Genomic DNA, 17,560 nt, shown 5'->3' on the forward strand with positions numbered 1-17,560 from the left:
CGACATAATCATTTTGCTGCCTGCTCCCGCCATACCCAGCCATCTTCACGAATACAGATCCGTGACTCTGCGTCTGTTAGCAGCGCGGATATCTGGAACATACTGCTGGTTGCTTCGATGTTCCATTGCTCGATATCATTCGAGCGCAGCTTCAACTCTCCAATCTGCAGCAGCTCCTCTATACTCGTACAGTAACATTGATGTGTCTGAGCATATAGACGCTGCTTGTAGTAGAGTACACGCAGATCCCATTTGATCTGTTCTGTTTCCAGTTCAGATGGAAGACCATTAGGAGCGTCTGCTGCTATCTGCGGTGCATGTTCTACCGATTCACTTTCTGCTTGTTCTTCATCCTCAAAAACCACATATCCCCATAGTTCCGGATAATGCATATTCACCACACCCTGCGGACTCCATACCCAGTTATCTTCAGGCAGCGGCTTGCCGGTCGCTGGATCGCATCGCTTCACATATTGACCATCTATTACATCCACCTCCCACTCGACCCGGGAAAAGTTCACCCGCCAGTACTCGCCAGGTAGCGGCGGACGTTTCTCTGCTGCACATTCCTGAAGAATTCGCCAGGACAGAGCGATCTCGACCGACCATACCCGGTTGCTGGCTTCAGGATTATTCAGTTCACCATCTACATATACTGCAGTACGCAATCCGCTGATGTCCCACCCATTAACTGCTGGCCCTTCATCGCGATAAGGCTTGACCAGCAGCAGATCCCATACGGTATTTAGCGCATTGATTTCAAATTCATAATATTGATGCGTATCCCCATCCGGATCGATGAATATCTCAAAGTCATTATCCTGAAAAATTACCGAGTCCCTTTCCGTCTGGTTAGCCCATATCTCATTTTCTTCCAGCTCGGCTCCTATGTAAAAGTATTGATCATCCCAGAGCATCTTCACCCGGGTTCTTTTGGCAGGAAGCGGCCTGTGATCTCCTTCTATATCTACAAAATCTTCTGTCCACTCGGCGGTCTGCCAGAAATCCTGATCCAGACGTCCGGTCCATTCACTTGTTCCCGAAGCACGCCTGCATCGATAGATTTTAGGATTGAATATAATTTGCGGCTCAGGAACAGCTGATAATTTGCGCATTCATGTGACCTCCTCTGGGCTGGTTATTGCACTTTTATTTGGCAATAGACATATGGAATACTGCTCATTGTAGGCAAGGATCATCAACGGGTAAATATGGCATTTCTATGATTGAGGATATGTAGTATATGATAATCATCGTTATCGAGTTGTTATCCGTATTATATGTAAGATGTAATATATGTTTAATGTATTGTCCATTGCCAGTCTTATACAAAAAGCTGGATAAACTATAACAGTTTACCCAGCTCCGCAATCGTATCGATAGTGTGTGTCGGTTGTACATGTTTGGCATCGTGCGGACCCAGATGCTGCCTGATCCAGACCGTCTGCATACCGACTTGGATAGCGCCCCCGATTCCGCTGATAGCATGATCTCCTACGTACATGCAGTCAGCAGGGTCTACCTGTAGCTGCTCAGCCGCCTGATAGAAGATTCGTACATCCGGCTTTGCTGTTCCGGCTTCTTCTGCAGTGAGTACCTTATCGAGCTCATCCCGGATCCCCAGTTGAGCCAGTTTCTGATGCTGCAGATCTGCCTGTCCGTTGGTTAACAGGGCGGTTCGATATCGCTGGTGAACATACTGCAGCGTTTCTTTGGCCTGGTGGGTCAGTACAGCACATTGAGCGTACTGCTGTTGACAGAATTCCAATAGATGCTGATCCTCGGGACGCTGTTTCCAGGGAAGCTGGTCAATATACGCGGCAAATACATGCCGCTGCTCTACCGCTCCATGCCAGTCCAAATGTACGATTCGCTCCAGTACATGGCGTCCTTCCTCCAGATACGCCGCGTACTCTTTAGCTAACCGATGAGCCAGTTTTTCCATGGTTTGTCTGCGATCCAGCAGCGTATCATCGAGATCAAAAATAACAGCCTTTATTGAATTCATCGCTTTCCTCCAGCAGCTTGATATGTCTGATTATATATAACCTATTCATATCGTACCCTGTTTTGAAGCCATGTATTCACTTTTGTTGCCTTTCACGGAACTCATGCTCCAGAATACTCATGCCAATAGCATCATGATACTGATAATCATAGTACAATACTTCCCGCTGAATGCCTTCCCTGCTGAATCCGAGCTTTTCGTAGGAAGCAATGGCCCGTTCATTAAATGAATATACCGACAGCTCTACCCGGTGCAGATTCAGATTACCAAAAGCATAATCCAACAGCATCTCCATCGCTTCGGTACCATAGCCCTGTCCACAGTTGGATGATTCAAATATGGCTATCCGGATATGTGCATTCCGGTTGGTACGATCGATATCCATCAGCGAGATTTCACCAATCACCTGTTCTTCAGGCTTGAGTGTAATCAGCAAATCGATCCGGCTGGAATCACCAGCGCTTTCTTCAATAAATTGCGCTACACCTTCACGGGTAAATAGAGCATGGGTACCGGTCAGACGACGCATTTCTTCATTCATCAGTGTCGGATAGTACATGTCGATATCATCTATAGTAAACGTACGCAGATATAGACGCTCACTTTCCAGTACACGCTTGTTGGCTTGCTTCATTCCAGGTAATCCCCTTTATTATGTATTGTTATACTTCTCCCTGTTCACTTCTTCATAGCTTGCTATACATAGATGATATTTTACTTTCTTTTGCATATTTGGGAGAATTCCATCTGCTTACTCAGTGTATCATATTCTTTTGAAGTTGCTCCAGCAAGTTCCCATGGGACAGTATCGCTCCATTGCATGACAAAAACTCTCTGCTATGCTAGCCAGAGAGTTCACTCAATCGATATTGTGAATATGCTGTAATAGTCAGGCCTGCAGCTTGCTGATCAGCTGACGCAGCTGTTGATTCAGTGTCTGCAGTTCTTCACTGGATAATCCTGTTGCATCCAATAGTGACTGCGGCAGACAGCGGGATTGCTCTTGCAGAGCCATTCCCTTGTCCGTAATCTTAATATTTACAACCCGTTCGTCCTCGGTAGAACGCTGACGGGTAATCAGACCATTCTCTTCCATCCGTTTGAGCATGGAGGTCATCGTACCGGAATCGAGATAGATCTCTTTGCCGAGTTCCTTGATTGTACACTCCTGCTTTTCCCATAAGACCACCAGCGTAATATATTGAGGATAAGTTATTCCCATTTCTTCGAGCATCGGCCAGTACATTCTCGTAATGGCTCGTGAACCTGCATAAAGGGAGAAGCAGATATGCTGTTCCAGACCTGTTACACTTGTTGATTCCATTCTTCTCACCTAATTTCTTTGTGTTTGGTTCATCATAAGCAGCACAGTGATTTAATATTATCGTACCGCCACTGTTATATATTGTCAACAATTAATTTGCTTAAAACTTAAATTTTACAAATAATTTATTTTATCAGCTATCACGATATTTTTTATGGATCACTTACTCTGCTGTCAACATTCTGAATGATACAAAAAAAGCCCCTGTTTACGCGGTCATTCCCAATCGGGTTCAAGACTGTGTACAGGGGCTTGTTTATTATATGATTTGCATTATCGAGCACTGCTGTATGATGAGACATGTTCCCATTATTAAAATCCGAATACGGACATACCACCATCGACCATCAGCGTCTGTCCGGTAATATAACCGGCTGCTTCGGAGGACAGAAATACAACCGGTCCTACGAGTTCTTCCAGATTGCCAACCCGTTTCATCGGCGTACGATCCAGAATCTCCTGCATATACTGCTCGTTCGCCAGCATCTGCTCGGTCAGCGGAGTACGGAAATACCACGGTCCCACCGCATTCACCTGGATACCATACTGCGCCCATTCCATGGACAGGATTTTGGTCATCTGGATCAGTCCTGCCTTGGTCGCACCGTAAGCGACACCGGTACGCAGTGCCACCTGCCCGGCTACAGAAGCAATATTGATAATCCGCCCACCGCCATTTTCTTTCATTTGCTCGGCAGCGAGCTGAGATGCGATTAATGCAGAATGCAGATTCGTCTGGACGATCGTGTTCCATTCCGAATCTGTTACATCAAGCGCTTTGCTGCGTATATTCATACCCGCATTATTGACCAGAATATCCGGCGCTCCAAAAGCCAGCTCAAACCGCTCGAACGCATCCTTCATCTGCTGGCGGTCTGTTACATCGGCCACCATGCAAATCGCCTGACGGCTGCTGTGCTTCTCGATCAGCTGCTTGGTAGCGTCAAGATCGGAGCCTGTACGCGAGATCAATCCCACATCCGCTCCTGCTTGCGCCAGCCCGATAGCAAGTGCCTGACCGATACCTTTGCCTGCTCCAGTAACGATTGCCTTTTTATTGGATAATGAAAATGATGGTAAATACATTGTAACGACTCCCTTTCCTGCTGTCCGCTTAATTCTGACGGAAGCTCGTAAAGTATTGACTGGGTCCCCCATGCTCCGGATGAAGAATCTCTTCGTACCGATTGGCTGTATATTCTCCAATCACCCGTCTCCAGAATGCCTGGGCAGCCGTATTATTGTGCACCTGGGTAACTTTCCAGCGGCCCGGATAACGGTTAAAAAGTTCCTCCGCTGCCCAGCGGCCGACCCCTGCACGCCTGTATTTGTGCAGGATAAAAAACTCAGTCATATAGTAGTCACTCTCACTGCTGTCTATATACCGGTCTACCAATGCAAAGCCTGCAATATAAGAGCCCGAATAAATTAGAAAAGGAAATTTGCGCCCCGGATAGCTCCAGAATTCATCCAGTCCCGGATACTCGGGGAAACGTCCTTTGTCATTCAATTCAATATTCAAATAATATGTAAAATCATAAAGATAGAATTGCATCATTTCGCGGATCACCCGCTTCTTGCTTCTCGGTACCAATTCCAGCGCCAGCGCCATCCTGTTCCCTCCGTTGTCTTGTCTAATCGTTGCAATTCGTATATATCATATCAGGAAAAATTTGTATATCACTTCGTGCCTTCTTACCACTATATAACGTTCCTGTATAGTGACGCAAATCATATTCCAGTCATTTTATGGTACAATCGGGACATGAGGTGAGCTAACGACATGACCATACAGAAGATCCATGACCGCCGCAAGCTGGATGAGAAATTGCCATCTATGCCCTGGTATATTGAACAATTTATCAATTACAAATTACCGGACTTGTCTCCGTCCACATTATTGGAATACATACGGGATTATGAATCTTTTTTAAGCTGGATGATTGCCGAAGGATTATCCGCTGCCAGTACCTATGCAGAGGTACAGCTGATCGAACTTGAGACACTGCGTATGGAGGATGTAACCAGCTATCGGCTGTATCTGACAACACGCGCCGAGAGCGCCAATACCCGTGTCACCGTATCCCGCAAGCTGTCTTCGCTGCGTTCATTGTTCCATTATCTCAGTCAAATTGCCGAGGATGAAGACTTCTATCCGCTTCTCAAACGCAATATTATGGCCAAGATCGAAGTTAAGCGCCTGCACAAGCCCAAGGACACTGCCGCCAAGCTCAAAGGCAAAATTCTCGAAGATGAAGAGTTGCTGGAATTTGTCGGCTATATTCTGGAAGGTCATCGTGAGACCATCGCAGGCAACAAGCAGGCACTCTACTCCTACGAGCTCAATCGTGAGCGGGATGCCTGTATTGCCAGCCTGATTCTTAACTCCGGTCTGCGCGTATCCGAAGTGGTCAATCTGAATATGAATGATCTGGATCTGAACCAGAAGATGCTGTATGTCTCCCGCAAAGGTAATAACGATGAGACGTTCAAGACACCAGTCTACTTCCGCGAGCAGGCACGGGATGAACTGCAGACGTATCTGCAGCTGAGGGAATCCCGTTATCGTACACCGCGTAATGAACAGGCGCTATTCGTCGCCAAGCCAAATGGCCAGACATCAGGCAACCGGATGACCAAGCGAGCGATTCAGGCGATGATTATCAAATACGCCAAATACTTTGGCAAACCTTACTTGACTGTACACAAGCTACGGCATTCTTTTGCTACTGATTATTATTTGCAAAATGATATCTACAAAACCAAGGAACAACTCGGTCACGCATCGACCGAGACGACCGAAATCTACGCCCATCTCACTGACAAGACAATGTCCGAAGCGATTGAGAAGCGTAACGAGGATTAATAGCTATATTGCCCATTATAAAAGTCTGCTGTTACAACAAATACTCAACTGTACCGGGATATTCAATCCTCCTCTGTCCACAAACAGCAGGAGGATTTTTATTTGCCGGTTATATCGATAATCCAGATCAGATGATCTGCACCTGGTCCCCATTGATCTTTCAGTGTATACGCAGGTTCGCCAAATCTACGCTTCCAGATACGCTGGGCGATTGGGTATCCGCTGTCCAGACAGAACTGGCTGCAGCCTTGCTCATGTAAGAATGAGACTATGCCGGTTAGCAGCCGGGTGGCAATTCCTTGTCTTTGTGCTTCCGGATGTACCAGAATCGTTCCTACTTCGGGCAACTGCTGATATTCAGGGCTGATGCTGCTACGAATTAGATCGTTGGCAGTACCGGCTTCAATCGTTCCTATGATTTGTTCTCCTCGCCAAGCTGTCAGAAAATATCGCCGCTTCCCCTGACTGCGCAAATCTTGTGTGAGGTAGAGTAGTTTGTTACGTATTTCCGCTTCCAAATCTTCCTTTTGTTCCTGAATGTCATTCTGTATAAACGTATCTGTAAGCACAAGGCGAAAAAAGGAAGCTAACTGCTCATAGTCTTGAACCTTCGGTCGACTAATTACGATTTCCTCCATCATGTTCTCTCCTTCTTTGCTTTATAGGCTAAAAAACGGCTTATGGAAGAGGTTTATTTCTCCTGATTCTATACAAAAAGCTGCCAGATTAAAAATCATGGCAGCTTTTCAGCTTTTATACAATTTCGCTATCTGTTCTTGCAGATGTCATACCATACAGTCTGGTTATGATCACGCATAGATTGACAGAGCAGCAGATTTTAGGACTGGGCGTTTTTCAGCTTCTCACCCAGTGTAACAAAAGAAGCAACGGCAGTACGAATACGCAGTTCTGTGCCTTCATCCACCGGGTCACCGTTTTCATTAAACTCACGCAGTGATCCACCAATCGAGATCCATTCCGGGCAGTTGATACCATGCAGGTTGCGTACGATATTTTGCAAATGCAGCAGAGAAGCTGTTCCAATCAGACCGCCTGCCGAGTTGGCAGACAATACGACTTTGTTGTTAAAGTATTCGCTGTTCAAAAAGTCGAGCGCATTCTTCAGTACACCGGACAGCGAACCGTGATATTCCGGCGTCGCCAGTACGAGAGCATCGGCGCTTTTGGCAGCGGCAGCCAGCTTCAGCACTTCTTCATGACCGTAAGCTTCACCCGGTCCATAGAGCGGCAGTGCATGTTCCTGCAGATTGAATACTTCAGCCTCATGGCCTTGTTCGGTCAGCAGTTTGGCAATATAGTGACATAGTTTGGTAGTTGATGCGTCCGGGCGCGTACTCCCGGCGATAAGTGTAACTTTCATGGATAGATTGTCCTCCTGGATCGTAGATTGGCAGCAGCCTGATTTCATTCACACTTATTTGTTAGTGCTTGGCATATGACATTATGTAAGCATTCAGTGCAACGAATAATTCCATAATACCATCTTTTCCAGCCGGAATAATAGGTGTTTCTTTCAAATTTAAAGTTTCGCCGGGTGTCTGCATAGCTGGTTCATTATTGTTCTCATTTCCGGATAACAGCGTTGTCCATTCCTCCGGCTGCAGGCGGGTATAGATCCAATGAAGCCCTGTCAGCTGTTCCAGTAGGGGTAAATCCGACTCACGAGCCATCAAGGCTACTTTGGGATAAGGCTCCTGCTTGAACCCTTCGACCAGAATCAGATCATAACTATCTATAGATGAGGAGGACAGCTCTGCAACCAGCTGCTGCAGCGTCGATGACTGCTCACGAATAATAGCAGTGCGGGTAGGCGAAGTAATCGCCACCGCGGCTGCACCAGCTTCGGTATGGGCAAATGTATCCGTACCTCGATGATCCATCTGAAATTGATGAGCATCATGTTTGATCACTGCCACCCGCATACCCTCTGCAGCCCAGAGACGAAGAAGTTCGGTGATAAGAGTCGTTTTGCCTGAATTTTTGTAGCCGACGATCTGGATAACCGGCGGCTGTGAAGCAGGTATGCTCTCTGAAGCTCCGTTCATTATTGCACCGCCAGCTTCAGCACCGATACAGGTGTACCAGCGGGCATAGGTTCTGTCGTAGGCGGAATGACAATCAGGCAATCGCTATCCTTGATCGTGACCATTACATTGGATTCATCAAGTAATGCCGGATAAGCGATGACCCGTCCATTTTCCACATCCACATGACCACGTACAAAACGGGTAAAGCTGTTGATCTTGCTATAATCACGTCCCAGTTCAGCGGTCCATTCCGGCAAATAGTCCCGTGTACTGTTCATCATCTGCCGGATCGTCGGACGCACAAGCAGCTCGCAACCGACAAAGCAAGCTCCTGGGTTACCGGATAGCGCAAACAGCAGCTTGCCATCCTTGACTGCACCGGTAGTGACACTGCCGGGACGCATCGAGATTTTGTTAAATAACATCTCTACTTCGCCGCTGCGTACCAGATCCCCCATAACATCATAGTCGCCCACCGATACACCGCCGCTGGATACGACCAGATCATATTGCGCCAGCGCATTCATCATCATCGTACGCGCCAGTTCCAGATCATCCTCTACTGCTCCCAGCAGATGCGGTTCACCACCTGCTGCACGAATCTGCTCAGCCAGCATCAGCGAATTGCTGTTACGAATTTTGCCGGGTTCAATCGGTTCTTCGACCGATAGAAGCTCGGTTCCTGTCGAAAATACCGCTACCTGCGGACGGCGGTATACCGTAACCGTATGTACGCCAAATGTAGCCAGAACCGATATTTCGCCAGCTCCGATACATACACCCTGCTGCAGCAGCATATCTCCTTCTTTAACTTCCAGGCCGATCGGCGTAATATTTCGGCCTGCTTCGACCTGACGTTTGAGACCAACCCAGGTACGTTCCTGCTCCATCTTAGTCTCTGTCATTTCCAGCATTACCACTACATCCGCTCCATCCGGTACCATGGCTCCTGTCATGATGCGCGATGCCTGTCCGGATCGAATAAAGACAGATGGAGTATATCCGCACGGAATGTTATCGACCACTTCCAGCCAGATCATATGATCACTGGATGCTTCTAGCAGATCGGCTGCGATCATCGCGTAACCGTCCATACCCGAACGTCGAAAATGGGGATATGGATGAGGAGCTGTTACGGTCTCGGCGAGAAATCTGCCACCCGCCTCCTCCAGTCTCACCTGCTCCGTATCCGAAGGGCGAACATAGCCGGCTATGCGCTTCTGGGCTTCGGCCGGAGTAATCGGTCTGCGATGGAATTTGCCACGATCCTGTTCCGCTGCTGATGCGGCCTGCGATTCCGGTTGATTGTGTGCTGTCATAATTATGATTCCTCCCTGTTTCTATAGCTGTCTGCCGGACAGCCTGGTCCGTTACTTTCCTTACAGTTATAGCTCATGCCTAACTTTCATGCAAGTATTGTACGGCGATAAGAGCATTCAGCCACGTCTATTTGGGATAAAGGCACATGGAATTTGATTTAACTTCTATTTATAAACAACAAAATGAATTCGATAGAGTATGATTTTCACAGAAAATGAATAACTCCTCCTTTTTACGTTAATAGAAGTATCGAGTTTGCTGTTAGTTAATGAGTATTGCGTATGATGAATCCGAACGAATGTATGTTTATTATTATGAATTTTTCATATGATTAAATAGTATAAATAACCTATCTATGGAGTGTTCTGAACAAAAAAGATGCCTGTCTTATCGACTGACATCTTCCTGCGAAAATATTTTTGGGGTTGTTAAAAGGAATCCTCGTCCTCACGGATGATTGCCTGCTTGCTATAGGGGACGATTCAATGCACTGACCTGTAGACTGCTCCAATTAATTGGTTCTTCGCCTGCATGACGGATATGAACCACTTTCCGCTGACCAGGCAGCAGGTCAAAGTAATTGTCGCTGAACCGCAGTCTTCCCTGTGCAATCTCCAACTTGACCATCCGGGCCAGTACAGCACTACCGATGAGCGTAACGGTCTGCTCCTGCTCATCCACCTGGATCTGCCAGTCAGCAGTCGGGAGATGAAGTTCCTTGGGCGAACGCAGATAATAATGATTATCCGGAATATCGGGATGATCCGCACTCAGCACGACAAATACCTCATGTGCCTGCCATCCTGTAATACTCTGTTCTTGACCCGACTCTGTTGTCTTGTCGGTGGAAGACAGGACTTCGGCTTCACTTATCTGCTCTACCTGAATAGCGCCATTCGCCGGCACTTCTGCTGCAAAGCTACGACGGAAGACCACTTCTCCTTGCCATGTCATCACTTTCATCTCCAGCTGTGTCGTAAATGCCTGAAGCGTATCGTTAATGATCCATAGATTCATATCCTGCCCCGGCTCATGATCCAGCGACAACAGCAGCGGATGATAGAATGTCCGGGCATAGAAATAGGCAGCCTTCGGCAGCAATTCATAATCCACGATTGCCCAGCTTGTACCCGGCCAGCTGTCATTGAGCTGCCAGATCAGACTTCCGCTGTTGCGATGTTTGAGACGGCGGTAATGTTCGATTCCATACTTCAACCCTTCTGCCTGGGTCAGCATGGAGTAGTCCAGATACTGATCGATATTTTGCGGAATGCCAGTATACCCTTCCATCAGCAGAATGCCTTTGCGATGATTGGTATCCTTGTTCCGATAATCCATCTCTTCGCTGCCCCAGTAAAAGGACTCCTCCGGAATATAACGTGACAGGGTATACCGGTTGGCTGCGGCATGCATGCCAAACTCGCTGCTGAACAATGCCAGATCCTGCTTATAGTGATGGAAGCTGACTCCTTCGATACTGTAATCCAGAATCGGCTTATCTCCATATTGACGCGGATACACCGATCCATGCCAGACCTGCCAATTATGCCGGTCTCCAATATCCGGATCATTCACATCATTGCCACCATAGGGAGAAGACGGCCAATACGGTCGATATGGATCGCTGTCCACCAGCACATCGGGAATCAGCTCATGATAGATTGCTTCTCCATAAAAAGGGCTGCGGATATCGCCGGCGGCTGTTTTCATATCATACAGCCAGTCGATCTCGTTGTTGCCACACCAGAGAGCCAGAGAAGCATGATTACGCAGCCTTTTCACATTATCCATTACTTCTGCACGTACATTTGCCATAAAGTCCTGATTGAAATCCGGGAATAGCGCATTGGCAAAAGCAAAATCCTGCCAGACCAGAATGCCTTGCCGATCACACTGCTGATAGAAAATATCCTTTTCATAAATGCCGCCTGCCCATACACGCAGCATGTTCATATGCGCTTGCGCTGCCAGTTCGATCAGCTCCACATAACGCGCATCGCCAGCTGAACCGATCAGATTATCAACCGGAATCCAGTTGGCTCCTTTGGCATAGATGCGTACACCATTCAGTACAAAAGCAAACAGGGGCTCTCCCTGTTCTCCCTCCAATTGCAGCTCAATCGTCCGCAGGCCTACTTCGTGTTCATACCGATCTACCAGCTCTTCGCCGGAATATAATAGAACCTGAAGATGATACAGATACGGCTCTCCCAGATCATGCGTCCACCATAGATGAGGCTGGGGAATATGTAGCTGTACGTTCCATGTATCTGTACGATTATGATCAACAGCGGTCAAGGTATGCTGGCGGGTGACTTCTCTGCCTTCATGATCCAGCAGAGCAACTTCTGCCCGCAGTGCCTGCGCTGTTGTCGTATCGGCTACAGCGTGTGTGTGTTCGTTATAACTCGTATAACGCAGACGGGATACAGCACGAACCGATGTCTGCACCTCCAGTACAGCTTCTTCCGAACTGACACTGCGTGTATACACATACACTTGATCCAGTCGGGCAATCCGGGTACGACGTATGGTGACACTGCCCCATATGCCGACCGTAATTATGCGTGGTCCCCAGTCCCAACCAAAGTTCATCGCCGCCTTGCGCAGCCACGGTCGTTCTTTGGTATAGGAAGACCAGTCAAATAGCTCTTTCTCCTGATGATGAGGTTGCAATGGATAGAATCGTACAGCCACGCTGTTCCATCCATTGCGGACCACACGGCTGATGTCAAAGATATACGTACGATGCATATTCGCTGTCTGCCCTACTTCATGTCCATTGACATAGACAGTCGCAAATGTATCCAGCCCCTCAAAAGTAAGTTCATGCCGCTCGGTGACCTCCTCGGACAATTCATAATCAAATGTGGTGCGGTACCACCATTCTTCCTGCTCGATCCAGCGACTCAGCTGATCCTGATGTCCATAGTATGGATGAGGAATCAACTCACGTTTCATCAGTGAAGTATGTATATCACCGGGTACAAGGCCCGTAATCCAGTAGCGGTCATCCAGTCCGGGTGCTGCTAGATCAACCGCTTTCATTTCTCCCGGTCGATAATGCTGAATTCTCCAGGTTCCATCCAGACTGAGACACGACAAGTCCGGATATGATGCATTTTTGTTGTCCATGACAGTATGCTCCTTCCTGTACGTTCAGATATTCTGTAAGGTTCATCGATATATATTACGCGTATTCCAATAGGATGGGAATTGTACGAATTACCGAAAAAGTATCCTCATTCATCTAATCTATTGTACAGATTGATGGACTGCAGACGTGTTAGAGCAGCGGATACAAGGCAGCGTCAGACGGTGGGTGCAACTGCAACGGATAACGTTCCCGATAATCGGTTGGCGTACAACCGTTGTATTTTTTGAACAGCTTGCTAAAGTATTTCACATCTTCATAGCCAATTTGACCGGCGATGTCTGCAACTTTGGCCGAGGAGATCGTGAGCAGTTCGGCCGCATATTCCATCTTGCGTTTCAGTACCAGATCGCTGTAGGTCAGACCCGTTTCCTTTTTGAAAATTTCGCTCAAATGACTGGCATGCAAATGAACATGACGGGCCGCTGCGGCCAGACTGGTATCTCCTCCCAGGTTCTCTTCAATATAGACGAGTGTTTTTTGCACATGCATACGTGGACCTTCACCACAGCTGGTATGATATATTCTGGAAATCCGGTATAGCTGCTGGAATAGTTCTTCTTTGATAAAGGTACCTGCTTGCCACGTAATAGTCATAGCAGCTCCAGAAGGAACTGTAGCCATACCTGTATGAATACTGCTCATTGCCCGCTCCAGCCAGCGGCTTGCGCCGATCATCACTGACTGTAGCGCATTCTGAACCGACTCGGGTGTCGCTTCGTTGTGTTCCATCAGCTGTTCGACCCAGTGATCAATCCAGCTGCGCAGCGCGATCGTATCTTCCCTTAGCAAAATAGAAAACAGCTGCATTTCTTCCTCATAACTGCATAGACGCTGTGCACCCCGACGTCCGGCAATCTGTCCATAATTCCAGACTGCAATTTCTGGCAGCAATGGGGCATAATCGCTCGCTTCTATCGCTTCACGACAGGAATTATGCAGTTTTTCTGCGGTATCGACCGGTTCTCCCAATGCAGCAGTTAGTCGGCACTTGAGCAAATGCTCTATACGTGTCACTATATGCTGCCACTCCTGCAACGAGCTTTTCTGCACCCGATTCGTCGATTCATCTGTAACCCTGCTTAACACCACTATATACTGCTGATGAATACATGCCGGCAGGCCCACTATATCCTGCAGCATATTATGAACAGCAAACAGGAGCAGGGCATGATAGTTTTTATCCTGTCCCCATCCTTCAGCCTGCACCACTACAATCTGCCAACGAGCAGGTTCTACTGTACACAGGACAGCATCTGCAAGATTACCTTTCCCATTATGAAGCTGCAGCATCTGCCGGAACCATCCAGGTTCGGTGCCCAGACTTTCTTGTGCTGGTTCATCTATGATCCAGCGGCGAAACAGCTGCTCAGTCGTCTGCCTATGATAATCCCGCTCCTGCTGACGCATCGAGATTTGCTGTTCAATGCTGTGTTTGACACCCAGTACCGTTTTGATAATTTCTTCCGGTGGGCTTGTTTTGAGCAGATAGTCCGCAATATTCTGACGGATCGCCTGCTGGGCATAATGAAAATTGTCATACCCCGATAAAATAATGACTTTCAAATCCGGCAGCAATTGCTGAGCTTCCTCTGCCAGTTCCAATCCGGTCTTACCGGTCATGCGAATATCGGTCAGCAAAATATGGGGCTGCTCATCTATCATACGTTCCAGTGCTTCTTCTGCCGATGCAGCAGGTTCCAGCAGTTCCAGGCCAAGCTCTGACCACTGGATCACCGAAGCGAGTCCAGTACGGATAATTACCTCATCATCCACAATCAAGATTCTCACGGTACCCCTCCTCCAATGGAATCGCAAATGATATTTGTGTGCCTGCCTGTGGTCTGCTCTCTATGTGCAGACAGGATTTGGCTCCATAATGCAGTAGCAGACGTTCATTTACATTGCGCAGCCCGTATCCTGTATCCGAATATGAATGTTCCATGGGTTGACGTTCTTGTGCTGCTGAATCAATGGACTGACTGATCATGGTTCGCAGCTGCTTCAGTCTTTCCGGCTCTATACCTATACCGTCATCCAGTACCATAAAGCGAATCCAGCCGCTTTCCTGTTCCAAATGAATCGTGATCGTTCCCGGCGTATCCTTTTTCTGAATACCATGAATCAGCGCATTTTCTACAAGAGGCTGCAGCAGCAGTTTGAGCATAGTATGCCCATAGAGACTCTGATCTACAGCCCAGCTCATTCGCACCTTATCCGGAAACCGGATCTCCTGTACCTGCATATAGTTACGGATATGGTTCAGCTCCTGCTCTACAGAGCAGTAATCTTTGCCCTGATTGAGACTGAGCCTCAGAAAATCGCTAAGTCCCTGCACCATGGCTCCAATCTTTTTCTCGCCTGACATCAGGACAATCCAGTGAATCGAGGATAATGTGTTATACATAAAATGGGGATGAATCTGCGCCTCAAGCGCGCGCAGATCGGCTTCTTTTTTGCGGGCTTCATTACGGATTAACTGCTGCTTGAGCTGGGCGATATGATTGCCGAATCGGTGATAACTTCGACTCAACCTGCCTATCTCGTCATGGGATTCAATCTCAAAAGCCGGCAGCGGATATGCAGGATCACTGTGATACAGCAGTCGGGTCAGATGACGCAGCGGCTGCACTACACGGCTAACTACGAGCCAGATCAGTGCCGCACTAACCAGCATGGATAGCAGAACAACAATCAGGGTAAGCTGCAGAATAAACCGGTTCTGGGCTGTATATTGATCCGAAGAAATCATCATGAACAGCGTCCAGTTAGCAGCGCGATTATGCTGGTACATTACCGTCTGCTTGGCTTCTCCTTTTCCATAAGACAGGGAGCCATCTTTTGCGGTACCGGATGCGGACGGGGCAATCTGTGCTAACAATCCGGGATAGCTGCTCTCCAGGGGTACGGCAAGTTGAGATTTATCAGCAGTAGATAATATGTGTCCCTGCTCATTAATCAGCCATACTTGTCCCTGACCGTCTCCAATTCTTGGCAGCACGGACCAGGACTGGGCCAGTACCTTTTCATTAAGGCTGATCGACAGCCAGCCCAGCGGACGATAATCATGAGTACTGCGCAGCGGACGGATAAAAGTAATTACCGACTGGCGTCCAGAAGCATTCTCTACTTCATAGACTCCTGTCCACTGCTTATGCTTAACTTCGCTAATCTCCACCTGACTGGACAATTCTGAATGATACAGCGCCGATGTCGATAAAGAAGTATCAAATCGCGGAGCATAAATGGTAATATCAGCGATATATTTTTTGGAGGCGGCGAGATTGGTCAACAGTCCGATAATCTCGCTGCGGGCAATACTATCTTCGCGGGAACTGCTCATGTATCGCTGAATCTCCTGCTGGCTGATCATGAACATCGATACATTCTCCACATCCCGGATTACAAAATCCAGATTATTGTTCATCTGTGTCAGTGTATCCATACCCGACAAACGTGCTTTGTCCTCGGTGATATGGGTCGAGATCGTAAATGCAAATACGCCGAGCAGCAGCAGCGGTACAATCATGGACAGTATGATGATGACAGACAGCTTGCGCTGCAATGATGACTGCATCCATCGTCTCATTGTGATTCCTCCCTGCCTGTTGATACCCGGCTTGTTGATTTATTAAGATGGTCACTTAATCAATGTCGTTTAGCGTTTTGGCTTGTAGCCGGTTGCTGTTGTTCGTAGAATTTGATTATTGAACCAGAATGTACGTTATTGAAGATTGAAGGTTGTTCTTTTGGGAGAGCAGATTTTTGCAGTATACATTTTTATACTTTTATAATTGCACTTTTATAATTTTGTATCGTTAATGTTCCTTTTTTCATTTGGTATTGCTCAGACAGTTACTACTTCGATAATCAGCAGGATCTACACTCAATAACTTTATGCTTGCTACTGGCGCACGTTATCCTTTTACCGCTCCCGCTGTCATTCCCTTCATAACCTGTTCCTGAAATACCAGATACAGAATAATAGTGGGCAATACAGACAGGACCATTGCTGCAAGAGTCAGTCCATAATCTGTCTGATATCCATCCGAGAAATTAGCAATACTCAGCGGGAGCGTTTTCAGACTTGTTTTACTAATAAATACAAGCGCAAATGAAAAGTCATTCCACGCATGCAAAAAGCTGAGTATCGTCACTGTCGACAAAGCCGGCAAGGACATGGGCAGAATAATACGGAAAAATAATCCCCAAAGACCCGTACCATCGATAAAGGAAGCTTCCTCAATCTCTTTTGGAAAAGACATCAGATAAGCAGACAGTACGAAAATCGCGGTTGGCAGAGCAAATGCCGTATACGGCAAAATAAGCGCCCAATACGTATTCAGCAGCGAGATCTGTTTCATCAGAATGAACAGCGGTACCAGTGTACTGTGAATCGGAATCAGCATCCCAACCACAAAGAAAGCAAACACCCCTCCTTTAAGCCGAAATTGAAATCGAGCCAGAATAAACGAAGCTAGCGCTCCGATAAACAGCGTCAGGATCAGCGAGCCAATCGATACAATTAATGAATTAGCAAATGCCGTATCCAGTTTGGCTGTCTCCCAGGCTCTGCTAAAATTAGCGATATTCCACTGGGCTGGCAGCCCGAACGGATGGCTATAAAAATCTTCATTGGTTTTGAATGCGCTCACAATCAGCCAAAAAAACGGATACAAGGTAAAAATACCATAAACCATCAGGATCGTCCAAAAAATAATGGATTTACTTCTGCCTATCAGACCAGATATCCCTGATACCTGACGATGAGAACCGGCTGCTGCCGTCTGATTCATCATATCTCCTCCTTTTGCCTATTGATATGTCCCGTTATTGTTCA

General features: G+C 47.3%; 15 protein-coding genes. 1 reads left to right on the forward strand and 14 read right to left on the reverse strand.

Features of this window, described 5'->3' with window-relative positions; translation table 11 throughout:
* Window positions 1-8: 8 nt before the first annotated feature.
* The 6 genes from H065_RS0107315 to H065_RS0107340 all read right to left on the reverse strand — a co-directional run bounded on the left by H065_RS0107315 (window position 9) and on the right by H065_RS0107340 (window position 4,944).
* Entirely contained in the window at window positions 9-1,115 is a 1,107-nt protein-coding gene (locus tag H065_RS0107315; RefSeq protein WP_017812380.1) for a carbohydrate-binding family 9-like protein, read from the reverse strand.
* Between the two features lie 230 nt (window positions 1,116-1,345).
* A complete protein-coding gene (locus H065_RS0107320; RefSeq protein WP_017812381.1) occupies window positions 1,346-2,008 on the reverse strand; it encodes an HAD family hydrolase in 663 nt (220 codons plus the stop codon).
* Window positions 2,009-2,084: 76 nt separating this feature from the next.
* Entirely contained in the window at window positions 2,085-2,642 is a 558-nt protein-coding gene (locus H065_RS0107325) for a GNAT family N-acetyltransferase (RefSeq protein WP_017812382.1), read from the reverse strand.
* 255 nt (window positions 2,643-2,897) lie between these two features.
* Window positions 2,898-3,332, reverse strand: coding sequence for a MarR family winged helix-turn-helix transcriptional regulator (locus H065_RS0107330; protein WP_017812383.1), 435 nt, complete (start codon window positions 3,330-3,332; stop codon window positions 2,898-2,900).
* A gap of 312 nt (window positions 3,333-3,644) precedes the next feature.
* Complete coding sequence (locus tag H065_RS0107335) at window positions 3,645-4,418, reverse strand: SDR family NAD(P)-dependent oxidoreductase (RefSeq protein ID WP_017812384.1); 774 nt, start codon at window positions 4,416-4,418, stop codon at window positions 3,645-3,647.
* A gap of 28 nt (window positions 4,419-4,446) precedes the next feature.
* Entirely contained in the window at window positions 4,447-4,944 is a 498-nt protein-coding gene (locus H065_RS0107340) for a GNAT family N-acetyltransferase (protein ID WP_017812385.1), read from the reverse strand.
* Between the two features lie 171 nt (window positions 4,945-5,115).
* On the opposite strand from H065_RS0107340, the gene xerS reads away from it, so the two are divergent.
* On the forward strand, window positions 5,116-6,198 hold the full coding sequence (gene xerS, locus H065_RS0107345) for a tyrosine recombinase XerS (RefSeq protein ID WP_017812386.1): 1,083 nt from the start codon (window positions 5,116-5,118) through the stop codon (window positions 6,196-6,198).
* A 98-nt stretch (window positions 6,199-6,296) separates the two neighbouring features.
* Here the strand turns inward: xerS and H065_RS0107350 are convergent, their stop codons facing one another.
* The 8 genes from H065_RS0107350 to H065_RS0107385 form a co-directional block, all read right to left on the reverse strand.
* Window positions 6,297-6,839, reverse strand: coding sequence for a GNAT family N-acetyltransferase (locus H065_RS0107350; protein ID WP_238557916.1), 543 nt, complete (start codon window positions 6,837-6,839; stop codon window positions 6,297-6,299).
* Between the two features lie 197 nt (window positions 6,840-7,036).
* The gene (locus tag H065_RS0107355) at window positions 7,037-7,579 is read right to left on the reverse strand and encodes an NADPH-dependent FMN reductase (protein ID WP_017812388.1); all 543 of its coding nucleotides are present in this window, start codon (window positions 7,577-7,579) and stop codon (window positions 7,037-7,039) included.
* 61 nt (window positions 7,580-7,640) lie between these two features.
* Complete coding sequence (gene mobB, locus H065_RS26905) at window positions 7,641-8,264, reverse strand: molybdopterin-guanine dinucleotide biosynthesis protein B (RefSeq protein WP_017812389.1); 624 nt, start codon at window positions 8,262-8,264, stop codon at window positions 7,641-7,643.
* Window positions 8,264-9,565: a molybdopterin molybdotransferase MoeA gene (locus H065_RS0107365; protein WP_017812390.1), complete on the reverse strand. Its 1,302-nt coding sequence runs from the start codon at window positions 9,563-9,565 to the stop codon at window positions 8,264-8,266. The genes mobB and H065_RS0107365 overlap by 1 nt, the downstream gene beginning before the upstream one ends.
* 469 nt (window positions 9,566-10,034) lie before the next feature.
* Window positions 10,035-12,701 carry a beta-mannosidase gene (locus tag H065_RS0107370; protein ID WP_017812391.1) on the reverse strand — a complete coding sequence of 889 codons (2,667 nt, stop codon included), beginning with the start codon at window positions 12,699-12,701 and terminating at the stop codon, window positions 10,035-10,037.
* Between the two features lie 151 nt (window positions 12,702-12,852).
* The gene (locus H065_RS25475) at window positions 12,853-14,511 is read right to left on the reverse strand and encodes a response regulator transcription factor (RefSeq protein ID WP_017812392.1); all 1,659 of its coding nucleotides are present in this window, start codon (window positions 14,509-14,511) and stop codon (window positions 12,853-12,855) included.
* Window positions 14,489-16,309 (reverse strand): cache domain-containing sensor histidine kinase, encoded by a 1,821-nt coding sequence (locus tag H065_RS0107380; protein ID WP_017812393.1) that lies wholly within the window; start codon window positions 16,307-16,309, stop codon window positions 14,489-14,491. Before H065_RS0107380 ends, H065_RS25475 begins: the two co-directional genes overlap by 23 nt.
* 328 nt (window positions 16,310-16,637) lie before the next feature.
* Complete coding sequence (locus H065_RS0107385; RefSeq protein ID WP_017812394.1) at window positions 16,638-17,516, reverse strand: carbohydrate ABC transporter permease; 879 nt, start codon at window positions 17,514-17,516, stop codon at window positions 16,638-16,640.
* Window positions 17,517-17,560 lie beyond the last annotated feature (44 nt).

Source organism: Paenibacillus shenyangensis (genome assembly GCF_000346635.1).
GTDB classification, from domain to species: Bacteria; Bacillota; Bacilli; order Paenibacillales; family Paenibacillaceae; genus Saccharibacillus; species Saccharibacillus dauci.

Excerpts from the sequence above, each read along its gene's own strand:
- H065_RS0107380 (WP_017812393.1), bottom strand. The coding sequence starts at position 16,309 with ATGAGACGATGGATGCAGTCATCATTGCAGCGCAAGCTGTCTGTCATC.
- H065_RS0107370 (WP_017812391.1), bottom strand. The coding sequence starts at position 12,701 with ATGGACAACAAAAATGCATCATATCCGGACTTGTCGTGTCTCAGTCTG.
- H065_RS0107335 (WP_017812384.1), bottom strand. The coding sequence starts at position 4,418 with ATGTATTTACCATCATTTTCATTATCCAATAAAAAGGCAATCGTTACT.
- H065_RS0107315 (WP_017812380.1), bottom strand. The coding sequence starts at position 1,115 with ATGCGCAAATTATCAGCTGTTCCTGAGCCGCAAATTATATTCAATCCT.
- H065_RS0107385 (WP_017812394.1), bottom strand. The coding sequence starts at position 17,516 with ATGAATCAGACGGCAGCAGCCGGTTCTCATCGTCAGGTATCAGGGATA.
- H065_RS0107325 (WP_017812382.1), bottom strand. The coding sequence starts at position 2,642 with ATGAAGCAAGCCAACAAGCGTGTACTGGAAAGTGAGCGTCTATATCTG.
- H065_RS0107330 (WP_017812383.1), bottom strand. The coding sequence starts at position 3,332 with ATGGAATCAACAAGTGTAACAGGTCTGGAACAGCATATCTGCTTCTCC.
- H065_RS0107365 (WP_017812390.1), bottom strand. The coding sequence starts at position 9,565 with ATGACAGCACACAATCAACCGGAATCGCAGGCCGCATCAGCAGCGGAA.
- H065_RS0107320 (WP_017812381.1), bottom strand. The coding sequence starts at position 2,008 with ATGAATTCAATAAAGGCTGTTATTTTTGATCTCGATGATACGCTGCTG.
- H065_RS0107340 (WP_017812385.1), bottom strand. The coding sequence starts at position 4,944 with ATGGCGCTGGCGCTGGAATTGGTACCGAGAAGCAAGAAGCGGGTGATC.
- mobB (WP_017812389.1), bottom strand. The coding sequence starts at position 8,264 with ATGAACGGAGCTTCAGAGAGCATACCTGCTTCACAGCCGCCGGTTATC.
- H065_RS0107355 (WP_017812388.1), bottom strand. The coding sequence starts at position 7,579 with ATGAAAGTTACACTTATCGCCGGGAGTACGCGCCCGGACGCATCAACT.
- H065_RS0107350 (WP_238557916.1), bottom strand. The coding sequence starts at position 6,839 with ATGATGGAGGAAATCGTAATTAGTCGACCGAAGGTTCAAGACTATGAG.
- xerS (WP_017812386.1), top strand. The coding sequence starts at position 5,116 with ATGACCATACAGAAGATCCATGACCGCCGCAAGCTGGATGAGAAATTG.